20 protein-coding genes and 1 pseudogene are annotated in these 23,051 nt (G+C 33.8%); 5 read left to right on the forward strand and 16 right to left on the reverse strand.

Annotated features, from left to right (window positions below):
* Nucleotides 1-28: 28 nt before the first annotated feature.
* Nucleotides 29-1,333 carry an APC family permease gene (locus SO785_RS05560; protein ID WP_011254206.1) on the forward strand — a complete coding sequence of 435 codons (1,305 nt, stop codon included), beginning with the start codon at nucleotides 29-31 and terminating at the stop codon, nucleotides 1,331-1,333.
* A gap of 26 nt (nucleotides 1,334-1,359) precedes the next feature.
* Here the strand turns inward: SO785_RS05560 and hpt are convergent, their stop codons facing one another.
* The 8 genes from hpt to SO785_RS05600 form a co-directional block, all read right to left on the reverse strand.
* The gene (gene hpt, locus SO785_RS05565; protein ID WP_011254205.1) at nucleotides 1,360-1,929 is read right to left on the reverse strand and encodes a hypoxanthine phosphoribosyltransferase; all 570 of its coding nucleotides are present in this window, start codon (nucleotides 1,927-1,929) and stop codon (nucleotides 1,360-1,362) included.
* Nucleotides 1,930-2,037: 108 nt separating this feature from the next.
* A complete protein-coding gene (locus SO785_RS05570; protein WP_003546431.1) occupies nucleotides 2,038-3,390 on the reverse strand; it encodes a hemolysin family protein in 1,353 nt (450 codons plus the stop codon).
* A 94-nt stretch (nucleotides 3,391-3,484) separates the two neighbouring features.
* Nucleotides 3,485-4,141: a nitroreductase gene (locus SO785_RS05575; protein WP_021874047.1), complete on the reverse strand. Its 657-nt coding sequence runs from the start codon at nucleotides 4,139-4,141 to the stop codon at nucleotides 3,485-3,487.
* A gap of 34 nt (nucleotides 4,142-4,175) precedes the next feature.
* On the reverse strand, nucleotides 4,176-4,442 hold the full coding sequence (locus SO785_RS05580; protein ID WP_003546427.1) for a hypothetical protein: 267 nt from the start codon (nucleotides 4,440-4,442) through the stop codon (nucleotides 4,176-4,178).
* A 124-nt stretch (nucleotides 4,443-4,566) separates the two neighbouring features.
* Complete coding sequence (locus SO785_RS05585) at nucleotides 4,567-5,052, reverse strand: PTS sugar transporter subunit IIA (RefSeq protein ID WP_003546424.1); 486 nt, start codon at nucleotides 5,050-5,052, stop codon at nucleotides 4,567-4,569.
* Between the two features lie 20 nt (nucleotides 5,053-5,072).
* Nucleotides 5,073-5,570: a hypothetical protein gene (locus SO785_RS05590; protein ID WP_011254204.1), complete on the reverse strand. Its 498-nt coding sequence runs from the start codon at nucleotides 5,568-5,570 to the stop codon at nucleotides 5,073-5,075.
* Nucleotides 5,554-6,366: a MurR/RpiR family transcriptional regulator gene (locus SO785_RS05595; RefSeq protein ID WP_021874046.1), complete on the reverse strand. Its 813-nt coding sequence runs from the start codon at nucleotides 6,364-6,366 to the stop codon at nucleotides 5,554-5,556. Before SO785_RS05595 ends, SO785_RS05590 begins: the two co-directional genes overlap by 17 nt.
* A 61-nt stretch (nucleotides 6,367-6,427) precedes the next feature.
* Complete coding sequence (locus SO785_RS05600) at nucleotides 6,428-8,308, reverse strand: alpha-glucoside-specific PTS transporter subunit IIBC (RefSeq protein ID WP_003546418.1); 1,881 nt, start codon at nucleotides 8,306-8,308, stop codon at nucleotides 6,428-6,430.
* Between the two features lie 530 nt (nucleotides 8,309-8,838).
* On the opposite strand from SO785_RS05600, the gene SO785_RS05605 reads away from it, so the two are divergent.
* Nucleotides 8,839-9,648: a Cof-type HAD-IIB family hydrolase gene (locus SO785_RS05605; protein ID WP_011254202.1), complete on the forward strand. Its 810-nt coding sequence runs from the start codon at nucleotides 8,839-8,841 to the stop codon at nucleotides 9,646-9,648.
* 152 nt (nucleotides 9,649-9,800) lie between these two features.
* Here the strand turns inward: SO785_RS05605 and SO785_RS05610 are convergent, their stop codons facing one another.
* The 5 genes from SO785_RS05610 to SO785_RS05630 form a co-directional block, all read right to left on the reverse strand.
* Nucleotides 9,801-10,994 carry a CPBP family intramembrane glutamic endopeptidase gene (locus tag SO785_RS05610; protein ID WP_003546414.1) on the reverse strand — a complete coding sequence of 398 codons (1,194 nt, stop codon included), beginning with the start codon at nucleotides 10,992-10,994 and terminating at the stop codon, nucleotides 9,801-9,803.
* Between the two features lie 81 nt (nucleotides 10,995-11,075).
* Nucleotides 11,076-11,873: a LytR/AlgR family response regulator transcription factor gene (locus tag SO785_RS05615; protein ID WP_011254200.1), complete on the reverse strand. Its 798-nt coding sequence runs from the start codon at nucleotides 11,871-11,873 to the stop codon at nucleotides 11,076-11,078.
* A 5-nt stretch (nucleotides 11,874-11,878) separates the two neighbouring features.
* A complete protein-coding gene (locus tag SO785_RS05620) occupies nucleotides 11,879-13,150 on the reverse strand; it encodes a sensor histidine kinase (RefSeq protein ID WP_015613327.1) in 1,272 nt (423 codons plus the stop codon).
* A 139-nt stretch (nucleotides 13,151-13,289) separates the two neighbouring features.
* On the reverse strand, nucleotides 13,290-14,138 hold the full coding sequence (locus SO785_RS05625) for a patatin-like phospholipase family protein (RefSeq protein ID WP_003546408.1): 849 nt from the start codon (nucleotides 14,136-14,138) through the stop codon (nucleotides 13,290-13,292).
* 61 nt (nucleotides 14,139-14,199) lie between these two features.
* Nucleotides 14,200-16,599, reverse strand: coding sequence for a phosphoketolase family protein (locus SO785_RS05630; RefSeq protein ID WP_011254199.1), 2,400 nt, complete (start codon nucleotides 16,597-16,599; stop codon nucleotides 14,200-14,202).
* A gap of 293 nt (nucleotides 16,600-16,892) precedes the next feature.
* Here SO785_RS05630 and SO785_RS05635 point away from each other — a divergent pair, with 293 nt between their 5' ends.
* Together SO785_RS05635 and SO785_RS05640 are read left to right on the forward strand one after the other, a co-directional pair.
* Nucleotides 16,893-17,657: a DeoR/GlpR family DNA-binding transcription regulator gene (locus SO785_RS05635; RefSeq protein WP_003546400.1), complete on the forward strand. Its 765-nt coding sequence runs from the start codon at nucleotides 16,893-16,895 to the stop codon at nucleotides 17,655-17,657.
* Between the two features lie 5 nt (nucleotides 17,658-17,662).
* A complete protein-coding gene (locus tag SO785_RS05640; RefSeq protein WP_003546398.1) occupies nucleotides 17,663-18,019 on the forward strand; it encodes a bacteriocin immunity protein in 357 nt (118 codons plus the stop codon).
* 104 nt (nucleotides 18,020-18,123) lie between these two features.
* Here the strand turns inward: SO785_RS05640 and SO785_RS05645 are convergent.
* Nucleotides 18,124-19,880 (reverse strand): annotated as a pseudogene (locus tag SO785_RS05645) (ABC transporter ATP-binding protein).
* A 78-nt stretch (nucleotides 19,881-19,958) separates the two neighbouring features.
* Complete coding sequence (locus SO785_RS05650; protein ID WP_003546394.1) at nucleotides 19,959-20,399, reverse strand: MarR family winged helix-turn-helix transcriptional regulator; 441 nt, start codon at nucleotides 20,397-20,399, stop codon at nucleotides 19,959-19,961.
* Nucleotides 20,400-20,528: 129 nt separating this feature from the next.
* Here SO785_RS05650 and SO785_RS05655 point away from each other — a divergent pair, with 129 nt between their 5' ends.
* Nucleotides 20,529-21,347 (forward strand): Cof-type HAD-IIB family hydrolase, encoded by an 819-nt coding sequence (locus SO785_RS05655; protein ID WP_003546391.1) that lies wholly within the window; start codon nucleotides 20,529-20,531, stop codon nucleotides 21,345-21,347.
* A 44-nt stretch (nucleotides 21,348-21,391) separates the two neighbouring features.
* Here SO785_RS05655 and SO785_RS05660 read toward each other — a convergent pair whose 3' ends face one another.
* The gene (locus tag SO785_RS05660; RefSeq protein WP_015613326.1) at nucleotides 21,392-22,975 is read right to left on the reverse strand and encodes an ATP-binding cassette domain-containing protein; all 1,584 of its coding nucleotides are present in this window, start codon (nucleotides 22,973-22,975) and stop codon (nucleotides 21,392-21,394) included.
* Nucleotides 22,976-23,051 lie beyond the last annotated feature (76 nt).

The raw sequence follows: 23,051 nt of genomic DNA on the forward strand, positions 1-23,051 counted from the left end.
TTCAACATTATTTTTCGAGGTGAAATATGTGAAAAGGCAGATTTCTTTTGGTCAGGCTTTGGCCACTGTAGTAGGTTCTGTAATTGGAGCTGGCGTTTTCTTTAAAATTGGTACGATTACTGCACAAACAGGTAGTAGTTCGATGACACTACTTGTATGGGTACTTGCCGGGATTATTTCAATCGCATCAGGATTAACAATTTCAGAAATTGCCGCCAGCCTTAAAATCAACGGAGCTATTAAATATTTAGACTATACCTATGGTCGTGTTTGGGGATTCTTATTTGGCTGGGCTCAAATGATTGTTTATTTTCCCGCACAAATTGGTGCATTAAGCTCAATTTTTGGCGTTCAATTTGTTTCATTATTTGGAATCGAAGCTAAATATTCTAACTTAATTGCAGTTATACTAGTCTTATTTTTATTAAGTATCAATTTAATTGGAACTAAATTTTCTAGTAAAATGCAATCAGTTATTACTATCTTAAAAATAATCCCAATAATCTTAATTATTGTTTTGGGACTATTCAACCAAAATAAGGTTAGCGCACCAATTTTTCCAGTGACTGTAGGTAGTAGCAAGGATCTCATCGGTTCATTGAGTCAAGGTCTACTCTCTGCCCTATTTGCATTCGAAGGATGGATTGTTGTTACTAATCTCGCAAATGAAGTAAAAAATCCTGAAAATGACTTATCTCGTGCCATTATTTCAGGATTATCAATTGTAACACTAATCTATGTTTTAATTAATTATACATTTTTAACTGTTCTACCAATTAACCAGCTTGTAAATAACGACAATGCAGCCTTTGAAGCCTCAATGAAATTATTTGGACAATTTGGCGGAAAATTAATTACCATTGGTATTCTAATTTCAGTTTATGGCGCAGCTAATGCCTTTATGCTAACGGGGATGCGTACACCATATATCCTAGCTCAAGATAGATTATTACCATTTTCTAATAAAATCGGTAAGGCCAATATCCATACAGGTGTTCCAGTTACTGGAGCTTTAATCGTTGATGCAATTGCCATCATTATGATTATACTTGGTAACTTTACTGTTTTAACTGATATGCTTGTTTTTGTCATGTGGACTTTTAACACTATGCTATCAATCGCAGTAGTAATTTTAAGAAAACGCGAACCAGAACTACGTCGTCCATTTAAAGTACCTTGGTATCCAATTATTCCGATTATTTCCGTTTTAGGTGGCCTTTTTATCGTTATTTCAACAATTATCAATCAATTCTTGTTATCGCTTATCGGAATAGGATTAACCTTAATCGGCTTACCTATTTATTATCATATGCAAAAGAAAAATCAAAATTAAAAGGAATCAAATGATTCCTTTTTTCTTTACTTATTTACATATTTTTGAATTACTTCTGATTTTAATACACCAACGTATGGTAAGTTACGATACATATTTAAAAAGTCTAGGCCATAACCAACTACGAATTCATTACCAACTTCTGAACCGAAATAGTCAACATCCACATCGACATTTCTACGGGCTTCTTTATTAAGCATTGCACAACATTTAACACTCTTTGCACCACGCTCTTTAATTAAATCCTTCATAAACTTCAAAGTTAAGCCAGTATCAACAATGTCTTCAACGATTAAAACGTCACGATCTTTCACATCCGCAGCTAAATCTGTAACCACTTTAATCTTACCACTTGATTCAAAGCCATCCCCATAGCTAGATACATCAAGAAAGTCTAATTGATGGGCTACATCCATTTGTCTAGTTAAATCTGTTAAGAAATAAATTGCGCCCTTTAATGCACCAACAACTAATGGCTTTTTACCTGCATAATCTTCGGTCAATTGCTTACCTAAGCGAACGCACATCTCATGAATATCTTTTTCAGAAAATAACTTATGATCGATAATGTCGTTAATATTGTCGCCTTTACTCATTTGTCTACCCTTCAATTCATTACTTTTAATCATCATTTCTAGATAAGAAAAATTATAACATCTTTACATAAAAAAAGCGTCAAAATCGACGCTTCTTTCAGAATAATCTTATTTTTCATCCTTTAATTGATCGGATTTTTTCTTTTTAATAGGTTCAACAATAAACCAGCGCATAAAGCCTTGTTCAATACTTTCAAGCGTAAACTTATAACCTTCTAAGTCAATTGATTCATCCTTTTGAAGGTTAGGATAATGTTCCATCATATATCCGCCGATAGTGATAATGTCACTATCTTGAAAAGCCTTTAAATCAGTATGGAAAAATCTTTCAAAGTCGTATAAGGTTGTTTTACCTGAAACATGAACGATTCCATCTTTATCCTTAATGATGTAGTCATCTGAAACATCATCAATTTCATCTTTAACGGAACCAAATAGCTCTTCATAAATATCCTTATCGGTTACAATACCACTAGTTCCACCGTATTCATCTACCACCAAAACAATTGGTGTATGCTTAGAAATCATTAAATGCAAAATATCTTGAATTGGCATCGATTCTGGAACGGTAATAATTGTTCTAATAATTCTAGTTACAGGTACAGAACCATCAATTTGATTTTGCTGAACAATATCGTATGAATAAACATATCCAACTACATCGTCTTTATTGTTATCACGAACAACTGGAAAACGACTATAACCTTCTTCAAGATACTTTTTCAAAGCATACTTAATTGAATCAGTTGAATCAAGTACCGACAATCTAGTTCTGTCAGTCATAATGTCCTTAGCTACCTTGTCATTTAATTCAAAGGCACGTTCCATATAAGTTAAGTCTTCTTTATCAAGAGAACCACCATGAACCGCATTACGAGATAGCTTAATAATTTCAGACTGAGAATAAACCTGATTTTCTTCATCAGCAGGATCAAAGCCTAAAAGCTTTAAAATACCATTTGAACTAGTATTAAGCAGCCATACAAACGGATAAACCAATGTATGAAAAACATGAAGCGGAGTAACAATTACCATCATCATACTTACTGGTTTATCAATTGCAATATTTTTAGGGACAACTTCTGTTAAAACCACTTCTAAATAAGTTAACAAAATTACACCTAAAATTGCACTCACTGATTTAATAAGTGATTGGCTCATTGGGGTTAAATGAAAAAGATCTTCCAGAATAACCGCAAAAGTATCAGCAGAAAACCACCCTAATACTACTCCAACAAGAGTAGTACCAACTTGTGTAGTTGATAAATATTCATTCAAATTATGCGTCATATTAAGCGCACACTGTAATTTCTTTTTATTGCCTTGACCTTTAGCCAGCATATCCTCAAGCTGACTTGGTCTTGTTTGTACTAAAGCAAACTCTGCAGCGACAAAGAATGAAGCAACAATAAAAATTAATATAGTTGCAACTAAATTAGTTGTTATTTGAGCTGGACTCAAAATTTTCTCACCTTTTTTACAAATTATTTACTAAACTTCATTTTACCATTTATGAGCAAAATAGTGCATTTTATTAGGCTTGCTTTTACGATTTCTACTTACTTACCTTGTAAACTTTATCAAAGGGTACTCTCTTAGGAATATATACAGGATCATTTACCTCTGCATTTTTATCTACGTAACCTACTGCTATTGCCATACCTACAAATTCATCATCTGGAATACCAGCATATTTTCTAACTAAATCTGGATAAGAAACCATTGAATGAGCTGGCATAATTCCTAACCCTCTATTAACGGCTAGCAGCATAATACTTTGAGCAAAAATCCCTAAATCAAATACAGACCAGGCCGGTGACTTTCTGGGAATAGTTAAAAAGATAATTGCTGGTGCATTAAACATTGTTTTATTTGCATGAGAAAACAATTGTAGCTTATTTCTGAAAAAGAAACTTTGTGATGCACCCATAGTTGCCATATTGCTACTTGGAAAAGTGTCCCAATCTAAAGATAGCATAGAAGCGAAGTCTTCATGTGGCTTTATACCATCTTCATCATTTTTTATTGAAGCTTGCTTAAATTCTTCTAGTGCATCCCCCATTAAAACGTAAGCACGCCAAGGCTGGGAATTAAGTAACGATGGTGATTGCTGTGCTTGCTTAACAATTTCAGCAATTGCTTTTTCTGGAACTTTTCTATTAGTAAATTTTCTTGTTACATGTTCATTTTGAAAAACTTCTTTGGAATTCATTCTCTTATCCTCACTAAAAAAACAAAATATTATATTATTTCTTTTCTTTTGCTAGTTTTTTTCTTTCCTGATCTTGCTTTCTCAAATAAGCATTCATTGCCATATCATTCTTTCTCATGGCCACAAAAGCTGTGATTGTAAGCGTTAATCCACCAATGCAGATTAATAATAAGCCTAGTGGAAATAAGAAATCAGCACCTTTAGGAATAAATGAGGCTTTAATCACCCAGCAAAAAATTCCAACAAGCATAAAGATAATTCCAACAATAACCGCTTTAGTATTCGGTCGATATCTCTTCATAATCCGCCCTCGCTTTCTCTATCACATATATCTTAACAAAAAAAGCTTAGTTTCACTTGCGTGAAGCTAAGCTAAAAACCATTTTTTAACCAGTCTATATTTTTTGAGAGAGGGGAAAAGTCAACTAATTAAATTCAACGGTTTGTACTGTTTGGGAATGTTCGACAGCACCCTTTTCAATCGGAGTAACTGACTTAACAATATCCATATTCGTATAGACTACGATACAACTATCATCATATCCTTTATCCGTGATCAATTCGAAATCCATTGTAGCTAAAGGTTGTCCCTTCTTCACTTGATCGCCTTGTTTAACGTCTACTGTAAACGGAGCACCTTCTAATTCTACTGTATCAAGTCCCAAGTGGATCAAAATTTCTAATCCCTTTTCAGTCTTAATACCAATGGCGTGCTTAGTTGGGAAAAGTGTTGTAATAGTCCCATCAACAGGAGCATAAATGTGGCTGTCTTTTGGTTTAATGGCAAAACCATCACCTAACATTTTAGTTGAGAAAACATCATCTTTTACATCAGTAATAGGCATAATATCGCCATCAACTACTGCAACTACTTCTAAACCCTTATTCTTTTTCTTAAAGAAATTAAACATAATTCATAACCTCTGGATTTCTAAAATTCAAGTAATAATATCAGTGCAAAGCAACCGATTAACAAAACGGTTGATGTAATAAGTGCTGCGCATATCACAGGATTAACATTATCTTGTGTTTTCTTTAATGCTTTTGACTTATACATTCCCAAGATAGACAAAACTACACAAAGTAAATTACCAACGCAGAGTTGTCCAACAAGTTGGCTTACCATTAAGAAACGATAAGTTTGTCTATTAGCCAAAAATTTCTTTTTATTCAGCAATAAGTAATAGCCCAGTACAAAGTCTACAATTGCAATAATTGTAGCTATTGCCACCGCAGGCTGCTTCATAATGATTGACCGCATAGATTGACCTGAAGCTCCGCCACGCATTGCTATCAATGCCCAGAAGAACAATGGGGCAATGAACAACACATATGCATACCAACTAAGAATTTTTTTGACATCTAATTGCATGCTCTTGGTCATTCGACCAAAAAAGTTTTCGACTTTTTGTTTACTCATTGCCCACATTAACTTTAACGTCCTCTCTTTGGCCTTGTTGCCAGGCTACATATTCACTAATAAGCAAATCGATTAAATAATATGCCAGGGTAAAAGCAACTTTACCAGTCTTAAAATCAGCATCATCAGTGAAGGCAATAGTTGGAAAGTATATATTATGCTGCGAAAGTGAAGCCAGTTTATTTTGCATCATATTAGTAAATGAAACATATCTAAACTTGTCATTTACCAATTCCAACTTAGTAATTTCTTCATTGATTGTTTTATTATCACCTGTAAATGAGATGATGAATAAAACGTCGCCTTTTTTTGCATAGCGTCCAGCAACTTTTAATTCATCAAGCGCAGACGGCAATACTGTAGCCTGTTTACCAACTACAAAGAGTTCATGAGCTAAATATTGAGCAATTAACTCTTGTTGCCACCCAGTAGAATAAATGTAAATTGTTCCTGCATCATCTATATCACGATATAAGCTATTGAAATCCCTTTGTTTAAAATACTTAAGGACATCATTATTTACTTTACCGAGTTCCCTTGCAAAATTATTTTCAATTTTTATTGGCTTTTTTCTTGATTCAGCTAGTTCTACTAAATCAAATTTAAGTTCACTGTAACCACTTAAGCCCAGTTTCTTACATAAGCGAAATATTGCCGATTCGGATACATAGAGTTTTTTAGCTAATTTGGCCAGACTTAATTTGCTACAGTCCTTCGGATTATTTAACACAAACTGAATTATCTGCTTTTCAGAATCATTTAGTTTGTTACCACTGTTATAGACCATCGATCTTAAATTTGCCATGTTACTTGTGTCCTTATCATTTTATAATCTATATATTAATAATAACACAAGCGCTTACAATTTATAGTAATTGTTTAATTTGATCAACAACTTGATCGGCATCTAATCCAACAACAATGTCAATTTCATTGTTATCCTTATGTTGGACTTCATATGAATCTGCAATCTTCTTGAATTCAGAATCTGGAGCAACTTTCTTAGGATCAAAGACATGAGCTCTTACTCTAGTTGAGCAAGCAATTACATCTTTAATGTTTTCACCACCGCCAAGCAGGTCAACAATACCTGTTGCTCTTTCAATATATGGATTATCTGGTTCAGTTGAAACCTTTGCTTCATTACCGCTTTGTTGCATCAATTGTGTCATTTCATCAAGAACTTGTGGCACATCAAGACCTACAATAACTTGTAATGCCTTACCATGGTGAACAACATTAACAGCTTTATTTGCTTTAAAGTCTGCATCTGGTGCAACCTTACTTGGATCAGCAACAGATACACGTAATCTAGTAGCACATGAGCTCAATTCGGTAATGTTTGAAGGACCACCTAACAAGTCAAGGTAAGCTGTAGCTCTTGCAATGTAAGGATCATTTGCATCCTTACCTGCTGCTTTGGCAGCCATCTTCTGTTTGTATTCTTTCTTGTTAATAAGCTTAACATCCTGGTCATCAGCTTCACGTCCTGGAGTAATGTAGTTAAACTTTTCAATCATAATCTTGAATACAAAGTAAGTAATAATACCGAAGATAATACCAACGATAAATTGCATTACATATGTTTGCCAATGGTGTTCCCAAAGTGGCAACCAGTTCATTGATGCAATACCAATTGCACCATCTGACATAAATCCTCTTAAACCAAATGCCCACATTACAGTGTTCATAGTAGCTGATAACACTGAGTAAACGACCCAAAGTACAGGTGCGGCGAACAAATAAGTAAAGTCGATAGGTTCGGTAATACCAGCTAAAACTGAAGTTAAAGCTGCTGGAATAAGCAAAGCAGATGTTTGCTTCTTCTTATTCTTTTTAGCAGTTGCGTAAAAGGCAAGACAGATAAATGGAACTAAGAAGATCTTTTCATTACCGTAAAGTTGGAATCCTTCAACAGAAGCAATTTGTGAAAGTGGCTTTGTACTTGCTGCGTATTCTGCAAGGTGCTTTAACCAATATGGTTGAAGACCACCAGCAACTACAGCTGGACCGAATTGGAATGGAATATATACCAAGTGGTGAAGACCGGTAGGAATCAATACACGGTTCAAGAATTGGTAAATCCAAACACCGATAAATCCACTATCTACGATGAAGTGTTGCATACCGGTGATACCCATTTGAACTTTTGGCCAACCCCAACAAGTAATGAGTGCCAAAGGAATCATTACAAAGAAACTAATTGCATAAACATAAGTTGAACCTTGGAAAGTACCAAGCCAGTCAGGTAATTTTTTGTCGAAGTATTTATTGTGTAACCATACAACGATCAAAGCAACAACCAAAGCAGCTAAGATACTAGTATCAAGAGTCTTAATACCAGCAATGTTAGTCAAACCATGGTTAGTAGAGTTAGCAACAATTTGAATCTTATCAAAATTAGGAATACCAAATGCTGCACCCCAGTGAGTAAGCATTGCACCGATAAAGTAGTTATAAGTCAAGTAAGCAATTACTGACTCCATAGCTGCTCTACCTCTGGCTTTATTAGCTAAACCGATTGGTAAACCTACCGTAAACAAAATACCTTCTTGGTTGAAGACAGTCCAACCACCAGCTGAAATTGTGTCCCAAACTGAATTCCATGTTGTTCCTGGATTGGCAATAGAGCCAAACAGAGTCGGGTTATTGAACAAACTTCCTAAAGCTACGACAATACCCGCAAATGAGAACAGCATAACTGGGACGAACATTGCGGCCCCAAACCGCTGGATCTTTTGCATCATAATAATTTACCTCTGAAAAAATAAATTAATTGTTTAAACATTAACTTATTCTTTAATCTACACCTACATTATTTCGTTCAAACTAGTTGCAAGGTGCTCATACAACCAGTATTCCGAATATTACTCCTCAAAAATGATTAAGATAAAATATCTAATGATATCAGCTTAGATTTATTTTCATCTTTGTAGTAGCTAGCTTACATTTTTATTTATACCATAGTTTTCAGCTTATGTAAGCGTTTTTGCAAAATATGAATAGGTGTTTCATTCTTTTAATCATCATTTCATTTAATGAAATATATTTCATGGCAACACATTAATATAGACCAATTTTTTAGTATTTTTCAGTCCTTTTGTGGCTTATGTTTAACCTTTTACTTTACATATAAACTTAGTCTGTCAAATTATATGCTAGTCAGATAGCCAATTTATCAATGCAAAATATTTCATTTCATGAAATGAAACAAATGGAGTTTTTTATTAATTAGCATTAGAATGAAATCGATTACATGATAAGGGGGGTGTCTTATATGGCAATTAAATTTATAGCGATCGATACTGATGGAACCTTGCTAAACTCAAATGGAGAAATCTTACCTAGCACCAGAATAGCTATTAAACATGCTTTAGATAAGGGAATAAAAGTTGCCCTTTGTTCTGGACGTCCTATTGCTGGTTTACAGCATTTTATGAAAGAGTTAGGAATTGAAGGCCCAGAACAATATGCAATCACATTAAATGGGGCAATTACTAGAACTGCAGACGGCAAGATAATGACCGAAGATCTTGTTTCAAATGAGTTTTATCGTAAGATGACAGACTTTGGAAAGCAAAACCATATTCCTTTCAATGTGGTTTCGCCAAATTCAGAAATTATTACTAGCGATCATGATGTAGATTTTATGGTATATCTACAAGCTTATGAAAATACTGCAACTTTGTATATCCGTGAACCTGATGATTTTGCTTCTGATTTTGAAGTTGCAAAGGGATGCTTTGTTGGTAAGAGTGAACTATTAGATCAATGGGAAGAAAAAATTCACCAAGAATTTGGCAATGATTTATATATTGTTCGAGCAGATGATCATTTTCTTGAATTACTTAACCCTAAAGTAAATAAAGGTAACGGTTTAAAAGAATTAACTGAAAAACTTGGTATAAATCGTGATGAAGTAATGGCAATCGGGGATGCTGGTAATGATATCAGTATGTTCGATTTTGCTGGCATCGCAGTTTGCATGGGTAATGGCAGTGAAGAAGCAAAAAAGCATGCTGATTATGTCACCACCTCTAACGATAATGATGGCATCAACAATGCTTTAAATCATTTTATAGAATAACAAACATGGAGTTTAGCCGAGGACTCTATGTTTAGCAATTGGCTTTACATACGAAATTTATCCGTTTAAAAATTTTCTGTGCAGCTTAGCTTTGAAGATATACATAAATAAATGCAAATATTTCACAAAAGGCGAAAAAATAGGACCTAGCATCAACTAAGTCCTATTTGCCATTCATTCGTTTTCAATTTTTCATCAATATTTTCATCCATAACTTGCTTTCTCTTACCTGTCATCATCCAGACGGCAATAGCTACTGGCACCAGAACTAATACAAATGAGCTGACCCAATCACTAAGCGTACCAGACCAAACCTGTGCTTTAACTCCACCATTAACTGCATAATTAAGAAAATCGATCCCGAAGTGATACAACATGGCTAGCCATAATTTACCAGTATATAAATACATAATTGCGAAAACTAAGCCCAGTGCTGCGGCATAGACAGCTTGGTTTAGCGTAGCCGCAAAAGCTTGACCACCCAAATTAGTAAAATGTAGTAAACCAAAGAATATGGCACTGACAATCAAAGCAATTTGAACCCGATATCTACTATAAGCAAAACCAGCAATCAAAGCTAAAATCGTTAAATAGCGGTTAGTTTCCTCAAAGACCCCTGCTTCTATTGCTCTACAAAATGACACCCAAGTTGGTTTTAGCGGAGCAAGATCTGGTTTTAATAAAATTTCTCCTAGACTATTTCCTTGACCGCAAAATTCTGCCCAGAAGGCGAAAATAAGACAAAATAGTACCAACCAAATTAAAGTTACGTTTGACCCCTGCCATTTCAAATCGGGATTAAAACTAAAGCTCCACCTTTTTGCAATTAATATTGCAGCTAAAAAGGTAGCGATTGCTGCCATTAAGCCTGAAGTAATTAAAACATTAATTCCCTGGGGCTTTAATTCAATTACAGTAGATGATAAAAGTACCATGTTGAAATAACATACTGCAATTAATCGTCCAAGCCAATTTCTCAATTGTCCAATTGCTACAACTGCAACCGGTAAGTCCATCACCAGTAAAATTAAACTAAAAACGATCGTAATGAACATTTTAAAAATGACATGCTGCAAAATATTTCTAAAAAGTATGTACCACGTAATCGACAAAATTGCTGGCATTAATACAATTGCCAGCCAATTTGCTGCCACTGTCCATTTGTCTGAATGCCGCTTGAGTAAATCAAACACAAAGACAAGTACTGGCAAAACACTAGCTGCAATACATAATCCTGCTGTAGCTGATTTTCCTTTACTAATATTAAAGATTGCCATTCCCCACCAAACTAGGATAACGATGGCAGTTTCATACCTAAATCCAAAATCCCACTTTTTTAAGTTCATTTTTCTTTGCTTCACCTCAAAATTATTATCCGACTATCAGCCAAGAGCAGAAAGAGAACTTCAAATTCGGTTATTTTTCATTCAAATCTGGTAATTATTTTGCTTTAAATTGTAAGTATTGATCATGTCTTTCATCACGTGAGTAAATCGACGAGAAAACTTAATTGCATCCCCATTAGATAAAGTAATCTCTTTTTTCTTCAAATTGATCTGGACAATATTTTTAGGATTCACCAAATATGATTGTGAGACCTTAGTCAAAAACTCATTTTGCTTATCTACACTTTTAATATCCCCTGCAAATTCGGCAGTTCCATCATTTTTAACTAATTTCAATTTATGTGGTGCCTTCGTAGTTGAAATGTAGTAAATATCATCAATATTGATATTTTTAATAATTCTTCCCAGACGATAGGAAAAAGTCATTTTTTTACTATAATTTTCCTTTGAAATCCTTCTTACAGTATCCTGCAATGTCTCATTCAGGCGATTTTGCAAATTAGGATTACTTTTATTAATGTAATCAACTGCGCCTATTCGTCGCTCAAACGTCATTTCCATGTATTCGTTATAGGCAGTAACAAAAATGATTTGAGCACGTGGATCTAATTGTTTAACTTGTTCAGCCAGATCGATACCATTCATTGCATTTTTTTCTTGACTCAGTTCAATATCTAAAAAATATATTCCACCGCTAATGGGATTCTCTTTCAAATACTCAATTACATCTAAAGCATTTTGCGCAATTTTGCCTATTTCTAAATCAATTTCTGTATCAGGATTATCACCCGAGTCAACCATTGCGGCTATGCCAATTTTCAAAGCTAAATTACTGGCATGATTAAGATTGTCATCACAAATTATTACTGTATATTTCATTTTTTCTAGATAATTACCAAAGTAAAACTAAACCAACCATCTTTATTGCTGTATTCAATAAACATATTGCTATAACTATCATTAATTTCCTGAGCCGTAACTAATCCTAAGCCATAATGACCTTCCTTAGTAGTATAGCCTTTTTTATTGACTTGATTCATATCTACTTGTTGACACTTATTTTGAATCTTGAATTCTAATTCTCCAGGCTTTTCTTGGTAAAACATAACCTTAATCTCAGCATTTTCCTTTTTCATTGCCTGACTTGCTTCAATAGCGTTATCAAACACAATGCCAATTATTCTTAATAGATCAAACAATTTGACCTGATCAGGCAAAGTTTCAATCTCCTTTTCGCATTCAAAAGAATACTTAACACCTAATTCACTTATCTTGTTCAATTTATTGATGACTAAACTCTTTAATGCATTATTACGTAAATGATTTACATCTTTAAATCGCCACATACTCTCTTCATTAATTTGTTTACTTGAGTATTGTTCGAGCTCCTGGATTAGTTTTTGATCATTATTTACTACCGCCATAGTTCTTAAAGTAGACAGCAGATTGAGATAATCATGTTTAAACTTACGAACCCGATCTTCACTCTTTTCTAAACTATGTAAATAGACCTTTAAATTCTCTTGCTCTTGTCTTTTTAGTAATTTCTTTTGTATATTTACACTAGAAACGTAAACAGCAATGATAAAAATTGATTGAACTAGCATGATTAAAAAGAAAAGCGATTCTGAATGAGCACTAATCCCATATGTACACGTAAGATCCAAAATTAATGCACAAACATATAGGTAGATTACTAGCCAATCAGCTGTCTTATGATTTTCATCAATCAAAAAACGATGAATATACTGGCGGAACTTCATAAAAATAACGTAAAGACAAAGCAATGTTATTGGTAGGCATAAAAGAGCAACATCAATTGGTAAAGTTGTTAATAAAAGTCCCCAAATTAAACTATTCAAAATTAAAACTGAACGAATCAAAGTAATTGCGGCCAGTACTAGTAAACTACCTACTTTTCGACGGAAGTAATAATAATAGCTAAGAATAGTTAATGACGCCCAAAGAATACTGCTTAATCCTTGAGGAATATGCAACAAATCTGAAGAAGTTATCACGCCACAGAGTAAGATTTCTAGTCCGAATAAAATATCTTTCTTTTGAAAATTAGTATTGGTAATTGCATAAAAAAATGTCAGCTCGATAATAACTAAAACTATCTCACCTGAAATAAAGCCAAAATCATATGTAGTCACATAATCCACCTTTTTCTTTCCTGTCTTGTTTTACTTTAGCATTTACATTCTTATTTGGTTCAAGAGATTCTTATTCGGTTATTATCAATTCAAATTCGGTAAAAAATAATCGGCATCAAAATGATACCGACTTCTTACATTAGTCTTTCAAATATTCAACCAAATCTGGCAGAATTTCTTCTGCCTTTTTTCGTCCGATCTCATATACCCGTTTAATCTCTTCTTTATTTTGTTCAACAGTACCAATTTCTAGCGGATATGGCGGACGAATAATAAATGCATTCCCCTGATTTTCATCTTCTTCCATCTTATCTAAAACCGCATTATAATCTTCTGCTCTAGTAGCTAATTTCTTTAAAACAGCAGGATATTCACGTAGTACAATTTTTTCAATTGGATATAGCTTACTTTGCTTTTTACGATATTCTTTAGGTTGCGTTGTAATTACTACCCTTTTAGAAACACCGTTCTTTATCAAAAAATCATATGGAATAGAATCAGAAACTCCGCCGTCAAAATAATAATGGCCACCAATAGCAACAGGATGAGCAAAAAATGGAATTGAAGAGGATGCCCTAATCCACTCTAAATCTACATACCCAGCATCGTACAACTCATGATAAACAGGCTCTCCCGTTGCAGCATCAGTCGCTACACAACAGAATCGCATTGGATTAGCCATAAAAGTTTCTTTATCAAAAATATCTAACTTATCTGGCAAAATATGATAGCAAAAATTAGCAGCATACAAATTACCAGATCTACGCCATGACTTCCAACTTGCATAATAAGATTTACCTGCAAAACGTAAATTATAACGCAGAACTCGGCCAATTTGTTTGGATTTCAGATTAACGCCAAAAGCAGCTCCAGCGGAAACTCCAATTGCTACATCAAAATTAATCTTGTTTTCCATTAAGACATCGATCACACCAGCGGTAAATAATCCACGCATTGCACCGCCTTCTAACACTAACCCAGTTTTCATTTTTTCCTCCAAAAAAAGACCTATGTTTTTAGCATAGGTCTAATTTATTCTTATTTACAAATTACTTCAAGCCCTTCCACTTCCATTCAGTAACTTCTGGCATATCTTTACCATTATCACGAATGTATTGGTGGTGCTTTTCAAGCAAGTCATCCATATGACTGATAAAGTCAGCGTTCTTGCCCTTCAATTTATCAACACTTTCAACAGCATCTTTGGCAAGATCAAATCTGTCAAGGTGGTTCAAAACACGCATATCAAATGGGGTAGTAATATCACCGTTTTCTTCGTAGCAGTGAATATGTACATTATGACGGTTACGTGCAAACCAAATTGATTCCATCATACTCTTGTAGCCGTGCCATGCAAAGATTACAGGAACGTCCTTTGGGAATAAGCGATCAAATTCTTCATCAGAAATACCATTCTTATTGTCCTTTGGTGACATTAATTTCATCACATCAATTACGTTAATGTAGCGAATCTTAAGATCTGGGAACTTGTCATGCAAAATATCAATTGCTGCCAAAGTTTCAATTGTTGGTTCAGTTTCTGTTGAAGCAAAGACAATATCTGGTTTTACACCTTTATCAGTTGAAGCCCAATCAATGTAACTTAAACCTTTATCAACTAACTTTTGTGCTTCCTCAATTGAGAACCATTGTGGACGAGGTTGCTTTGAAGTTACTAAAACATTAATACATTCACGATCAGTAAATGCCTTGTTACCTACAGCAAGTAAAGTATTAGTATCTGATGGCAAGTATTCATGAACTAAATCTGGACGATTCTTTTCATATAAGTGAGTTAAAATGCCTGGATCTTGGTGAGTGTAACCATTGTGATCTTGTTGGAATACTGTTGAAGTAGCAACAAAGTTAAGTGATGGATAATCATGACGCCAATATTGTTCTTTAGCTTTTCTAAGCCACTTCATATGTTGAGTAAGCATCGAATCTACTACACGACCAAATGCTTCGTAGGTTGCAAAGAAGCCGTGACGACCAGTTAAAACGTAGCCTTCAAGGAAGCCTTCGTCTTGGTGTTCTGATAATTGTGAATCGATAACGCGGCCACTTGGTGCCAAGTTTTCATCATTTGGTTCATGAACTTCAGGTTCCCATTGACGCTTTTGATCATCTAAAAGTTTAAATAAACGGTTTGATTTAGATTCATCAGGACCAAAGCCACGGAAAGTAGTTGGGTTAAGTTTAGCAACTTCGTTTAAATATTTAGCCCATTCAACCATGTCTTGTGCTTCAACTGAACCTGGCTTGTCAAACTTAAGTGCAAAGTTGCGATAATCTGGTAGGTTCAATCGTTTAGGATCCTTACCACCATTAGTGATCGGATTCATTGCCATACGTTGATCACCCTTAGCAGTGTTTTCAGTAACAATTTCCTTTGGTGAACCATCTTCGTTGAATAATTCGTTTGGCTTATAACTTTCAAGCCAATCAGTCAACATATCAACATGTTTCATATCGTATTGTGAGACAGGAATTGGAATTTGGTGTGCTCTAAATGAGTTTTCAATTGGATTGCCGTCAAGATCCTTCTTTGGACCGGTCCAGCCCTTTGGACATTGGAAGATAATCAATGGCCAATGTGGCAAAGTAGCATCATTATTTTCACGAGCATGCTTTTGAATAGCCTTAATTTCTTCAATTACTTCGTCCATGGTTTTAGCCATTTCTTCGTGGACTTGCATTGGATCCTTTTCACCGTCAAAGCGGCCACCCTTAAATACTGAAACAAAGTGCGGATCCCAACCCATGCCACGGAAGTATTCAGTTAATTCTTCATCGCTCATTCTTGAAACGATAGTTGGGTTAGAAATCTTGAAACCATTAATTTGAAGAATTGGTAAAACTGCACCATCCTTAATTGGATTAATAAACTTGTCACTGAACCAGCTAGCTGCAAGTGGACCAGTTTCTGCTTCACCATCACCAATTTCAACGGCAGCAATTACATCTGGATTGTCTAAAATAGCACCTACCCCATGTGAAAGTGCGTATCCTAATTCCCCACCTTCATGAATAGAACCTGGAGTTTCAGGAGCAGCGTGAGAAGCTACACCACCTGGGAAACTAAAGCGCTTAAACAATTTAGCCATACCCTTTTCATCTTGGGTAATTTCTGGATAACGTTCAGTATATGAACCATCAAGATATGAATTTGAAACCATCACTTGGCCACCGTGACCTGAACCTTCAATATAGAACATATCCAAGTCATATTTTTTAAGCGCACGATTTAAGTGAGCATAAATAAAGTTTTGTGGAGCAATAGTACCCCAGTGACCGATTGGCTTAGGTTTTACATCTTCAGCTGTTAAAGGTTTCTTTAACAACGGATTTTTCATTAAAAATAATTGTCCAACTGACAAATAATTAGCTGCACGCCAATATGCGTCAACGCTCTTTAAGTAATCTTTAGAATCGTAATTAACTGTCATTTTTTCTCCTTTGAGCACACTAACAATTACTCTTTACTTATCTTTTTCTTTATACTCTTATAATACCAATTTTAAAATAAATATCAACTATTTTATAAATTGGACCCTACCATTCAAATGAGGCTTTATTTTAAATCAATATGTCTAAAAGCTTGAAGCAGCAACATTTATGTTTTTTAATATAAGTGTTTCAGCATTTATATGCTGATAAATACTGATAAATAAATATAAAACGCTGAATAAATAATTACTTTTTTATTTGATCATGATAATTTACTTACTGGAGATACGAAATGATTCAAGAAGAACGATTAATACAAATTAAGCATTTGCTCAAAAAAGAGCATCAAGTATCAACTAAAGAAATTGCCCAAAAATTTGGTGTATCGTTTGATACTGCCCGCCGAGATGTAATCCATCTGACCACAACAGGCCAAGCTGTAAGAATACATGGCGGTATGATGGAAATTAATCAAAATGACGTACCTAATTTTTTAGCTAGAAATCAAGTTCAGTCTCCTGTGAAATTGAAAATGGCCCAAATGGCAAAAAGATTCGTCCATCCAGGCCAATGCGATTTTATAGGTCCTTCTACCATTCTCAAGCAGCTCTGCCCAATGCTTAATGGTATAAATATGCAAATAGTAACCAACTCAATTGACAATGCTCTGAGCTTACTTACTACCGAATTTCCTTCTGTTAGATTATTGGGCGGTATGATTAATAAGCAACAACGTTATATTTATTCTGAAACTACACTTGAAACTATCAGGAGAATTCGTTTTAATACTGCTTTTATAGGTGGTTCTAAAGTTGATACTGATGGTGTTTATACAACTTCAATGGCAGATGCCGAAGTTGTACGTGCAGCAATCAATCGAGCCAATCAAATTGTATTAGTTGCTGAAAAGTATAAATTCACGAATCAAATTACTTCTCCATATATGTCAATTCCGTTGGATAAAGTTGATGTCTTAATCACTGACGCACCTTTATCTGATGAAATTAAACAGCATTTTAATTCTAAAGCACAAATTATCCCAGTTCTAAAGGAGTGATTATTATGTTCAGCCTTTTTAAATCACATACAACTAATGAAAAAGAAGTATATCAAGAACTTAAAGAATTCTATGATAGCTTTTTCAGTGATATTTACAATGAAATGAATATCGATCGTTACCGTCAAATCAGAGATGTAATTGGTCTCGTTATCAATAAGTTCGATGAAAACGATCATCCCCTTGAATATACGAGTAAATTAGTAATGTACATTCAAGCCAGAGTTGCAATGAGTCATTTACACCTTACTGATGAACAAGTAAAAATTATGAGAAAGTTAACAGAATCTACAAAATATATAAATCTTTCTTATGTTTATCTGAGTCCAATTGATTCAGCAGAACAATTTGTTAAGATTTAATGTGCTAGACCTGCTCTAGATCAAAAAAATGAATCCAAACACTACTGGAGTAGATCCGCTTAAATAAAAAAATCGAAATTCTTACTTGGATTTCGATTTTTTTATTACTTCTTAAATTGATTATGAACATATTGTGCATAAAGCGGTGTTGACTTGATTAATTCTTCATGAGTTCCAGAGCCTGAAACTGTTCCGTGATCAATAAAGTAAATACAATCGGCATCAACAATTGTACTCAATCTGTGCGCAATAACTAGAGTAGTTCTATCCTTCATTAAGGTATTCAATGCTTTTTGTACCATTGCTTCAGATTCTGAATCAAGGCTAGCAGTTGCTTCATCAAGCATTAAAATCTTTGGATCACGTAAAAATGCACGCGCAATTGCGATTCTTTGCCTTTGACCTCCAGACAATTTAATTCCACGTTCACCAATTTGCGTATCAAGTCCATCATCCATTTCTTTTACAAATTGATCAGCATATGCCATTTTCAAAACACGCCATAGCTCGGCCTCGGTAACATCTTTATTCAATCCATAAACTAAATTTTCACGAATTGTGCCAGGCATTACCGCAGAATTTTGCCCTACCAAGCCAATTTGCTTACGCCAATCACTTAAATCAATATCATCAATTTCAGTATTACCAATTACAATTTTGCCAGAAGTTGGCTGATAAAATTGTTCAATTAATGAAAAGATAGTCGATTTACCACCACCAGATGGTCCAGCAAAAGCTACAACAGTATTAGGTTCTGCCTTTAGATTAACGTTATGAAGAATTGGCTTATCTTTTTCATATTCAAAACTAACATCTTCAAATTTTAAAGTCTTATCAGCAATATCTATCTTCTTTTTGTCAGTCTTTGTTTCCTCATCTTCTTGCAAAATCTGGTTGATTCTTTCTGTTGAACCACTAGTTTGGGAAAGGCGATTAAAGAATTGACTAATAATAATTACTGGAGACATTATTTGGAAAAGATACATTAAGAAAGAAACTAATGCACCCATGGTCATTGAACCATTCATTACTCGAATTGCGCCATAACCTAAAATACCCAAGAACATGATCATCATTAACATGTTAGTAATAGGTGAAGTAAGTGAACTAATCCAAGCTTCTTTTACACCAATTCCATAAAGATTATCGATACGGTGATTACCATCTCTTAGTTCTTTTTTTCACCAGTAGATGATTTAACCAAACGAATTTCGCTTAAAACACTGGTTGAATCGCTTGAAAAATTAGCCAACTCATCTTGCCGTTTACGCCCAATACTACGCGACTTTTGCATAATTGGGATAACAGCTAAGACGATTAATGGTACACCAATAAACATTAATAATGTCATCTGCCAATCCATTGCCATCATAATAATCAATGCACCAAAAAATTGTAAAATTGAAGTCATTGCATTAGGCAAGGTTGAAGCAAGTAATTCTTTAACCTGTGAAGTATCATTTACTAAACGCGAACTTATCTCACCAGTTTTAGTATTATCAAAATATGAAACAGGCATATTGAGCAATTTTTGCCATAATTTTTTGCGCAGTTTAGCAACAACATCTTCACCAAAAATACCTAAAATAAGTCCTGATAGTGCACTAATAACTAATCCACCAATAAAAATAACAATCGTTAAAATAATCAAATTAGGACTCAAATTTTTAAAGCCATTAATTAAACGCTGTGCTAGTTGAGGAACAAATAAATTAGCAGCTGTAGCAATAAATCCCAAAATTGTTCCAATAATTAGTTTGGAATAATGTGGTTTTAAACTATTAATTAATTTGAAAAAGCTGCTAAATTTAAACTTATTCGCTTTAGCACCATTATCTATAGAAATATCTTCATGGTTCATGGTATACCCTCCCAATTAAATAGTTAAGTATCTAACTTTTTAATCATTTAAACACTTAGGTATCTAATAGTCAAGTATCTAATTTTTACTATCAAGACTTTGGATAACGTTTTCCAAACTAGTAAGCAAATTATCAATATCTTTCTCATCTAATCTATCAACAATTTGCTGGTTTAAACGATTCATTTGATCCTCGATATCTTGGGCAATTTCTTCACCTTTTTTAGTTAAATAAATTCGTTTATTCCTGGCAGACTTAGGATCAATTTTTCGTTCAATTAATCCATCACGCTCTAAATTTTTCACCATATTCGTAACCGAAGCATTACGTAAATGAAAGAAATCACTAAGTTCACGCTGAATTAAACCCGGATGCTTTTTAATATAAGCTAATGTATGGGCTTGTTGCGGTGTAACTTGTAGAATGGAGATTTGTTGCATAATGAAACGCTGTGTTTGAATCATGTAAAGCCGAAGCAAGCGATTTACTTCAGCAAATTTTTCTTTTTTTGTTGGCATAGTATTCCTCTTTTCGTTTTTATTAATTATAACAGTTAGATAGCTAAGTATTATAATTGTTAGCGCTTAATTTTTAGCTTATAATAGAATATTGAAAAGATATAGATTTTTAAAAAGGACAAATAATATATGAGTAAATTACCCTTTAAAGTTGTTGCTGTCGATATGGACGGCACTTTTATGCGTAACGATCAAACCTTTGATCATCAAAGATTTAATCGTATTTTGAATCAATTACGAGCAGACGGCGCTCACTTTATCGTTTCAAGTGGTCGACCTTACACTAGATTGCGAGAAGACTTTGCAGGATTTTTAACTAGAATTGATATGATTGCAGATAATGGGTCATTACTCCTCAAGGATAATGAAATTATCAGTAGCCACCTGCTTACTTATCAAACTACTGTTGATCTAATCAAATTTGTGCAAAAGCATTATCCTGAAAGCTCAGTTATCGTCACCGGGGTATATCATTCATATACCACCATTGATGCATCCCCTGACTTTAAGAAAAAAATGAGCTTTTACTATCCAGAAAGCATTGAAGTCAACGATCTCTTAGCGGCAGTCACACCTGATGATCAAATTACAAAAATCACTTTAAGTTACCGAAAAGACTTTTCGGCGGAACTTGAAAAAGAATTTAACAAACACCACACTGAAAAAATTCACTGTACTTCAAGTGGTTTCGGCTTGCTTGATATTGTGCCATACAGCGTTAATAAAGGTAGTGCTTTACAATACTTCCTACGCTACTTTGACGCTAAGCCTAGCGAATTAATTGCCTTTGGCGATGGAATGAATGATAAAGAAATGCTAGAGCTGGCTGGCTACAGCTACGCAATGGAAAATGCTGAGCCTGCACTCAAAAAAATAGCTAAATATGAAGCCCCTTCTAATAACACCGATGGCGTTTTGGAAGTGCTAGATAGTTACTTGAATAAATAAAAAAAGTTGAGCGAAAAACTCAACTTTTTATTTACCCTTAATTTTCAGAATTGAATAACTTGATCGGCTTTATTAATTAATTCATTGTCATACACATGAGTAACATAGAGTACTGTTTTATTCGGTAAAGAAAAAATTTTATTTTCTATCTTTTTAAAAGTTTCTTTATCCAATTCCGATGAAAATTCATCTAAAATGATGATTTCTTTATTTTGTAAAAGAATACGTGCAAGTTCAATTCTTTTTGCTTCTCCTCCTGAAACAGATTCTGAATCAATTTGCTTATTTAAAGCCTCTTCATTTGCCCACTTTTCTAGTTCCACAAATTGTAAAACCTTAATTAAATCTTCTCTTTCTTTTTCTTGGAATAATGATAAGTTATTGGCCAAGGTTGTTTCAAATATATGGCCATGTTGTGGCAAATATCCAATTTTTGAGTACAATTCTCGATCTGAGATATTTTTAAAATCCTGACTATTGAAAGTAATATGACCACTATAATCTAATATCTGCTTTGTTAGTATCTTAAGAAAGGTGGTTTTTCCACTACCACTTGGCCCTTTTATCAAATATTTTTTATTTGCTAAAATACTAAGATTTAATGAATTAAGTATCATTTGTTGTTTACTTTCAAACGATACATCTTTAAATCTAATTTCTTTAACTGTTCCTAAATTTCCAATACCATTAGAATCATTATCTTTAATTAATATTTGCTTTTCAATCTTTTCAAATAATTTTTTACCACCAACTATTTGAGAAAACATATCAGCACAACTATAGATTGGAAATGAAATATTAATTACTAATTGAGAAAATGCTACAACTGAAGCAATAGTCATTTGTCTATTTAGTATAAAAAAAGCCCCAATCAACCACGTACCTAAATACAATACATTTGAAAAGGCATGATTAAACGCTGTTGAAAGGTTTTGTGCCTTTAATTCTCTCCTTTGTGATTGTAACAGTTGCTTATTTTGCATACTTTCTTGCTTATTAATAATTTTGTTACCACTATTAATTTTCCAATCTGCAAAACCAAACAAATAATCTGATATTTTAGCAACATAAGAATCTGTTTGTCTTATTGTAGCGATTTTAGAACTTTCTAGAGATTTTCTAAAAATTAATGGCAATAGTAAATTAGGAATACATAATATAATTGCTATACCAGCCATGGCAGGATTTATAATAAGTGCTATGACACATGCAACTATGAATTGAATCACTAAATAAAAAGCCCAAAATATTGCAGCAAAATAATTTTCATCAAGATTATCCATTTGTGCAGTCATTAATGAAACATAATTACTAGGAGATTTAGCATTAAAAGTTGATATAGGCTGACTCGTAATTCTTTTAAAGACTATACCACGATATAAATTTATTGCTTTTTTAGCTAAGTATTCAGAATTAAATTGTTGAAAATAATATACAAAGCCTTCAATTAGAATAAACACGATAACTGACAAAACTAACACATAATATGGTATTTTATTAGTATTTCTAACATTATTAATAATAAATTGCAAAACTAGGGCATCTGACACCGTAATAGTTGCAAGTAATACTGAAAGAATAGCAAAAAGTAAAATATGTTTAGGATAATTTCTTACAACGTATTTCATACCACTCCCCCTTCTAACGTATACTCCCTCCATAAATTTTTACTGTATTCTACATAACTATTTTTATTTTATAAAA

The sequence above is a fragment of the Lactobacillus acidophilus genome (assembly GCF_034298135.1).
GTDB lineage: Bacteria > Bacillota > Bacilli > Lactobacillales > Lactobacillaceae > Lactobacillus > Lactobacillus acidophilus.

What these genes read in the sequence shown, in the direction of transcription:
- hpt (WP_011254205.1), bottom strand. Translation starts at nt 1,929, where the DNA reads ATGAGTAAAGGCGACAATATTAACGACATTATCGATCATAAGTTATTT.
- SO785_RS05575 (WP_021874047.1), bottom strand. Translation starts at nt 4,141, where the DNA reads ATGAATTCCAAAGAAGTTTTTCAAAATGAACATGTAACAAGAAAATTT.
- SO785_RS05580 (WP_003546427.1), bottom strand. Translation starts at nt 4,442, where the DNA reads ATGAAGAGATATCGACCGAATACTAAAGCGGTTATTGTTGGAATTATC.
- SO785_RS05585 (WP_003546424.1), bottom strand. Translation starts at nt 5,052, where the DNA reads ATGTTTAATTTCTTTAAGAAAAAGAATAAGGGTTTAGAAGTAGTTGCA.
- SO785_RS05590 (WP_011254204.1), bottom strand. Translation starts at nt 5,570, where the DNA reads ATGTGGGCAATGAGTAAACAAAAAGTCGAAAACTTTTTTGGTCGAATG.
- SO785_RS05595 (WP_021874046.1), bottom strand. Translation starts at nt 6,366, where the DNA reads ATGGCAAATTTAAGATCGATGGTCTATAACAGTGGTAACAAACTAAAT.
- SO785_RS05600 (WP_003546418.1), bottom strand. Translation starts at nt 8,308, where the DNA reads ATGATGCAAAAGATCCAGCGGTTTGGGGCCGCAATGTTCGTCCCAGTT.
- SO785_RS05605 (WP_011254202.1), top strand. Translation starts at nt 8,839, where the DNA reads ATGGCAATTAAATTTATAGCGATCGATACTGATGGAACCTTGCTAAAC.
- SO785_RS05610 (WP_003546414.1), bottom strand. Translation starts at nt 10,994, where the DNA reads ATGAACTTAAAAAAGTGGGATTTTGGATTTAGGTATGAAACTGCCATC.
- SO785_RS05615 (WP_011254200.1), bottom strand. Translation starts at nt 11,873, where the DNA reads ATGAAATATACAGTAATAATTTGTGATGACAATCTTAATCATGCCAGT.
- SO785_RS05625 (WP_003546408.1), bottom strand. Translation starts at nt 14,138, where the DNA reads ATGAAAACTGGGTTAGTGTTAGAAGGCGGTGCAATGCGTGGATTATTT.
- SO785_RS05630 (WP_011254199.1), bottom strand. Translation starts at nt 16,599, where the DNA reads ATGACAGTTAATTACGATTCTAAAGATTACTTAAAGAGCGTTGACGCA.
- SO785_RS05635 (WP_003546400.1), top strand. Translation starts at nt 16,893, where the DNA reads ATGATTCAAGAAGAACGATTAATACAAATTAAGCATTTGCTCAAAAAA.
- SO785_RS05640 (WP_003546398.1), top strand. Translation starts at nt 17,663, where the DNA reads ATGTTCAGCCTTTTTAAATCACATACAACTAATGAAAAAGAAGTATAT.
- SO785_RS05650 (WP_003546394.1), bottom strand. Translation starts at nt 20,399, where the DNA reads ATGCCAACAAAAAAAGAAAAATTTGCTGAAGTAAATCGCTTGCTTCGG.
- SO785_RS05655 (WP_003546391.1), top strand. Translation starts at nt 20,529, where the DNA reads ATGAGTAAATTACCCTTTAAAGTTGTTGCTGTCGATATGGACGGCACT.
- SO785_RS05660 (WP_015613326.1), bottom strand. Translation starts at nt 22,975, where the DNA reads ATGAAATACGTTGTAAGAAATTATCCTAAACATATTTTACTTTTTGCT.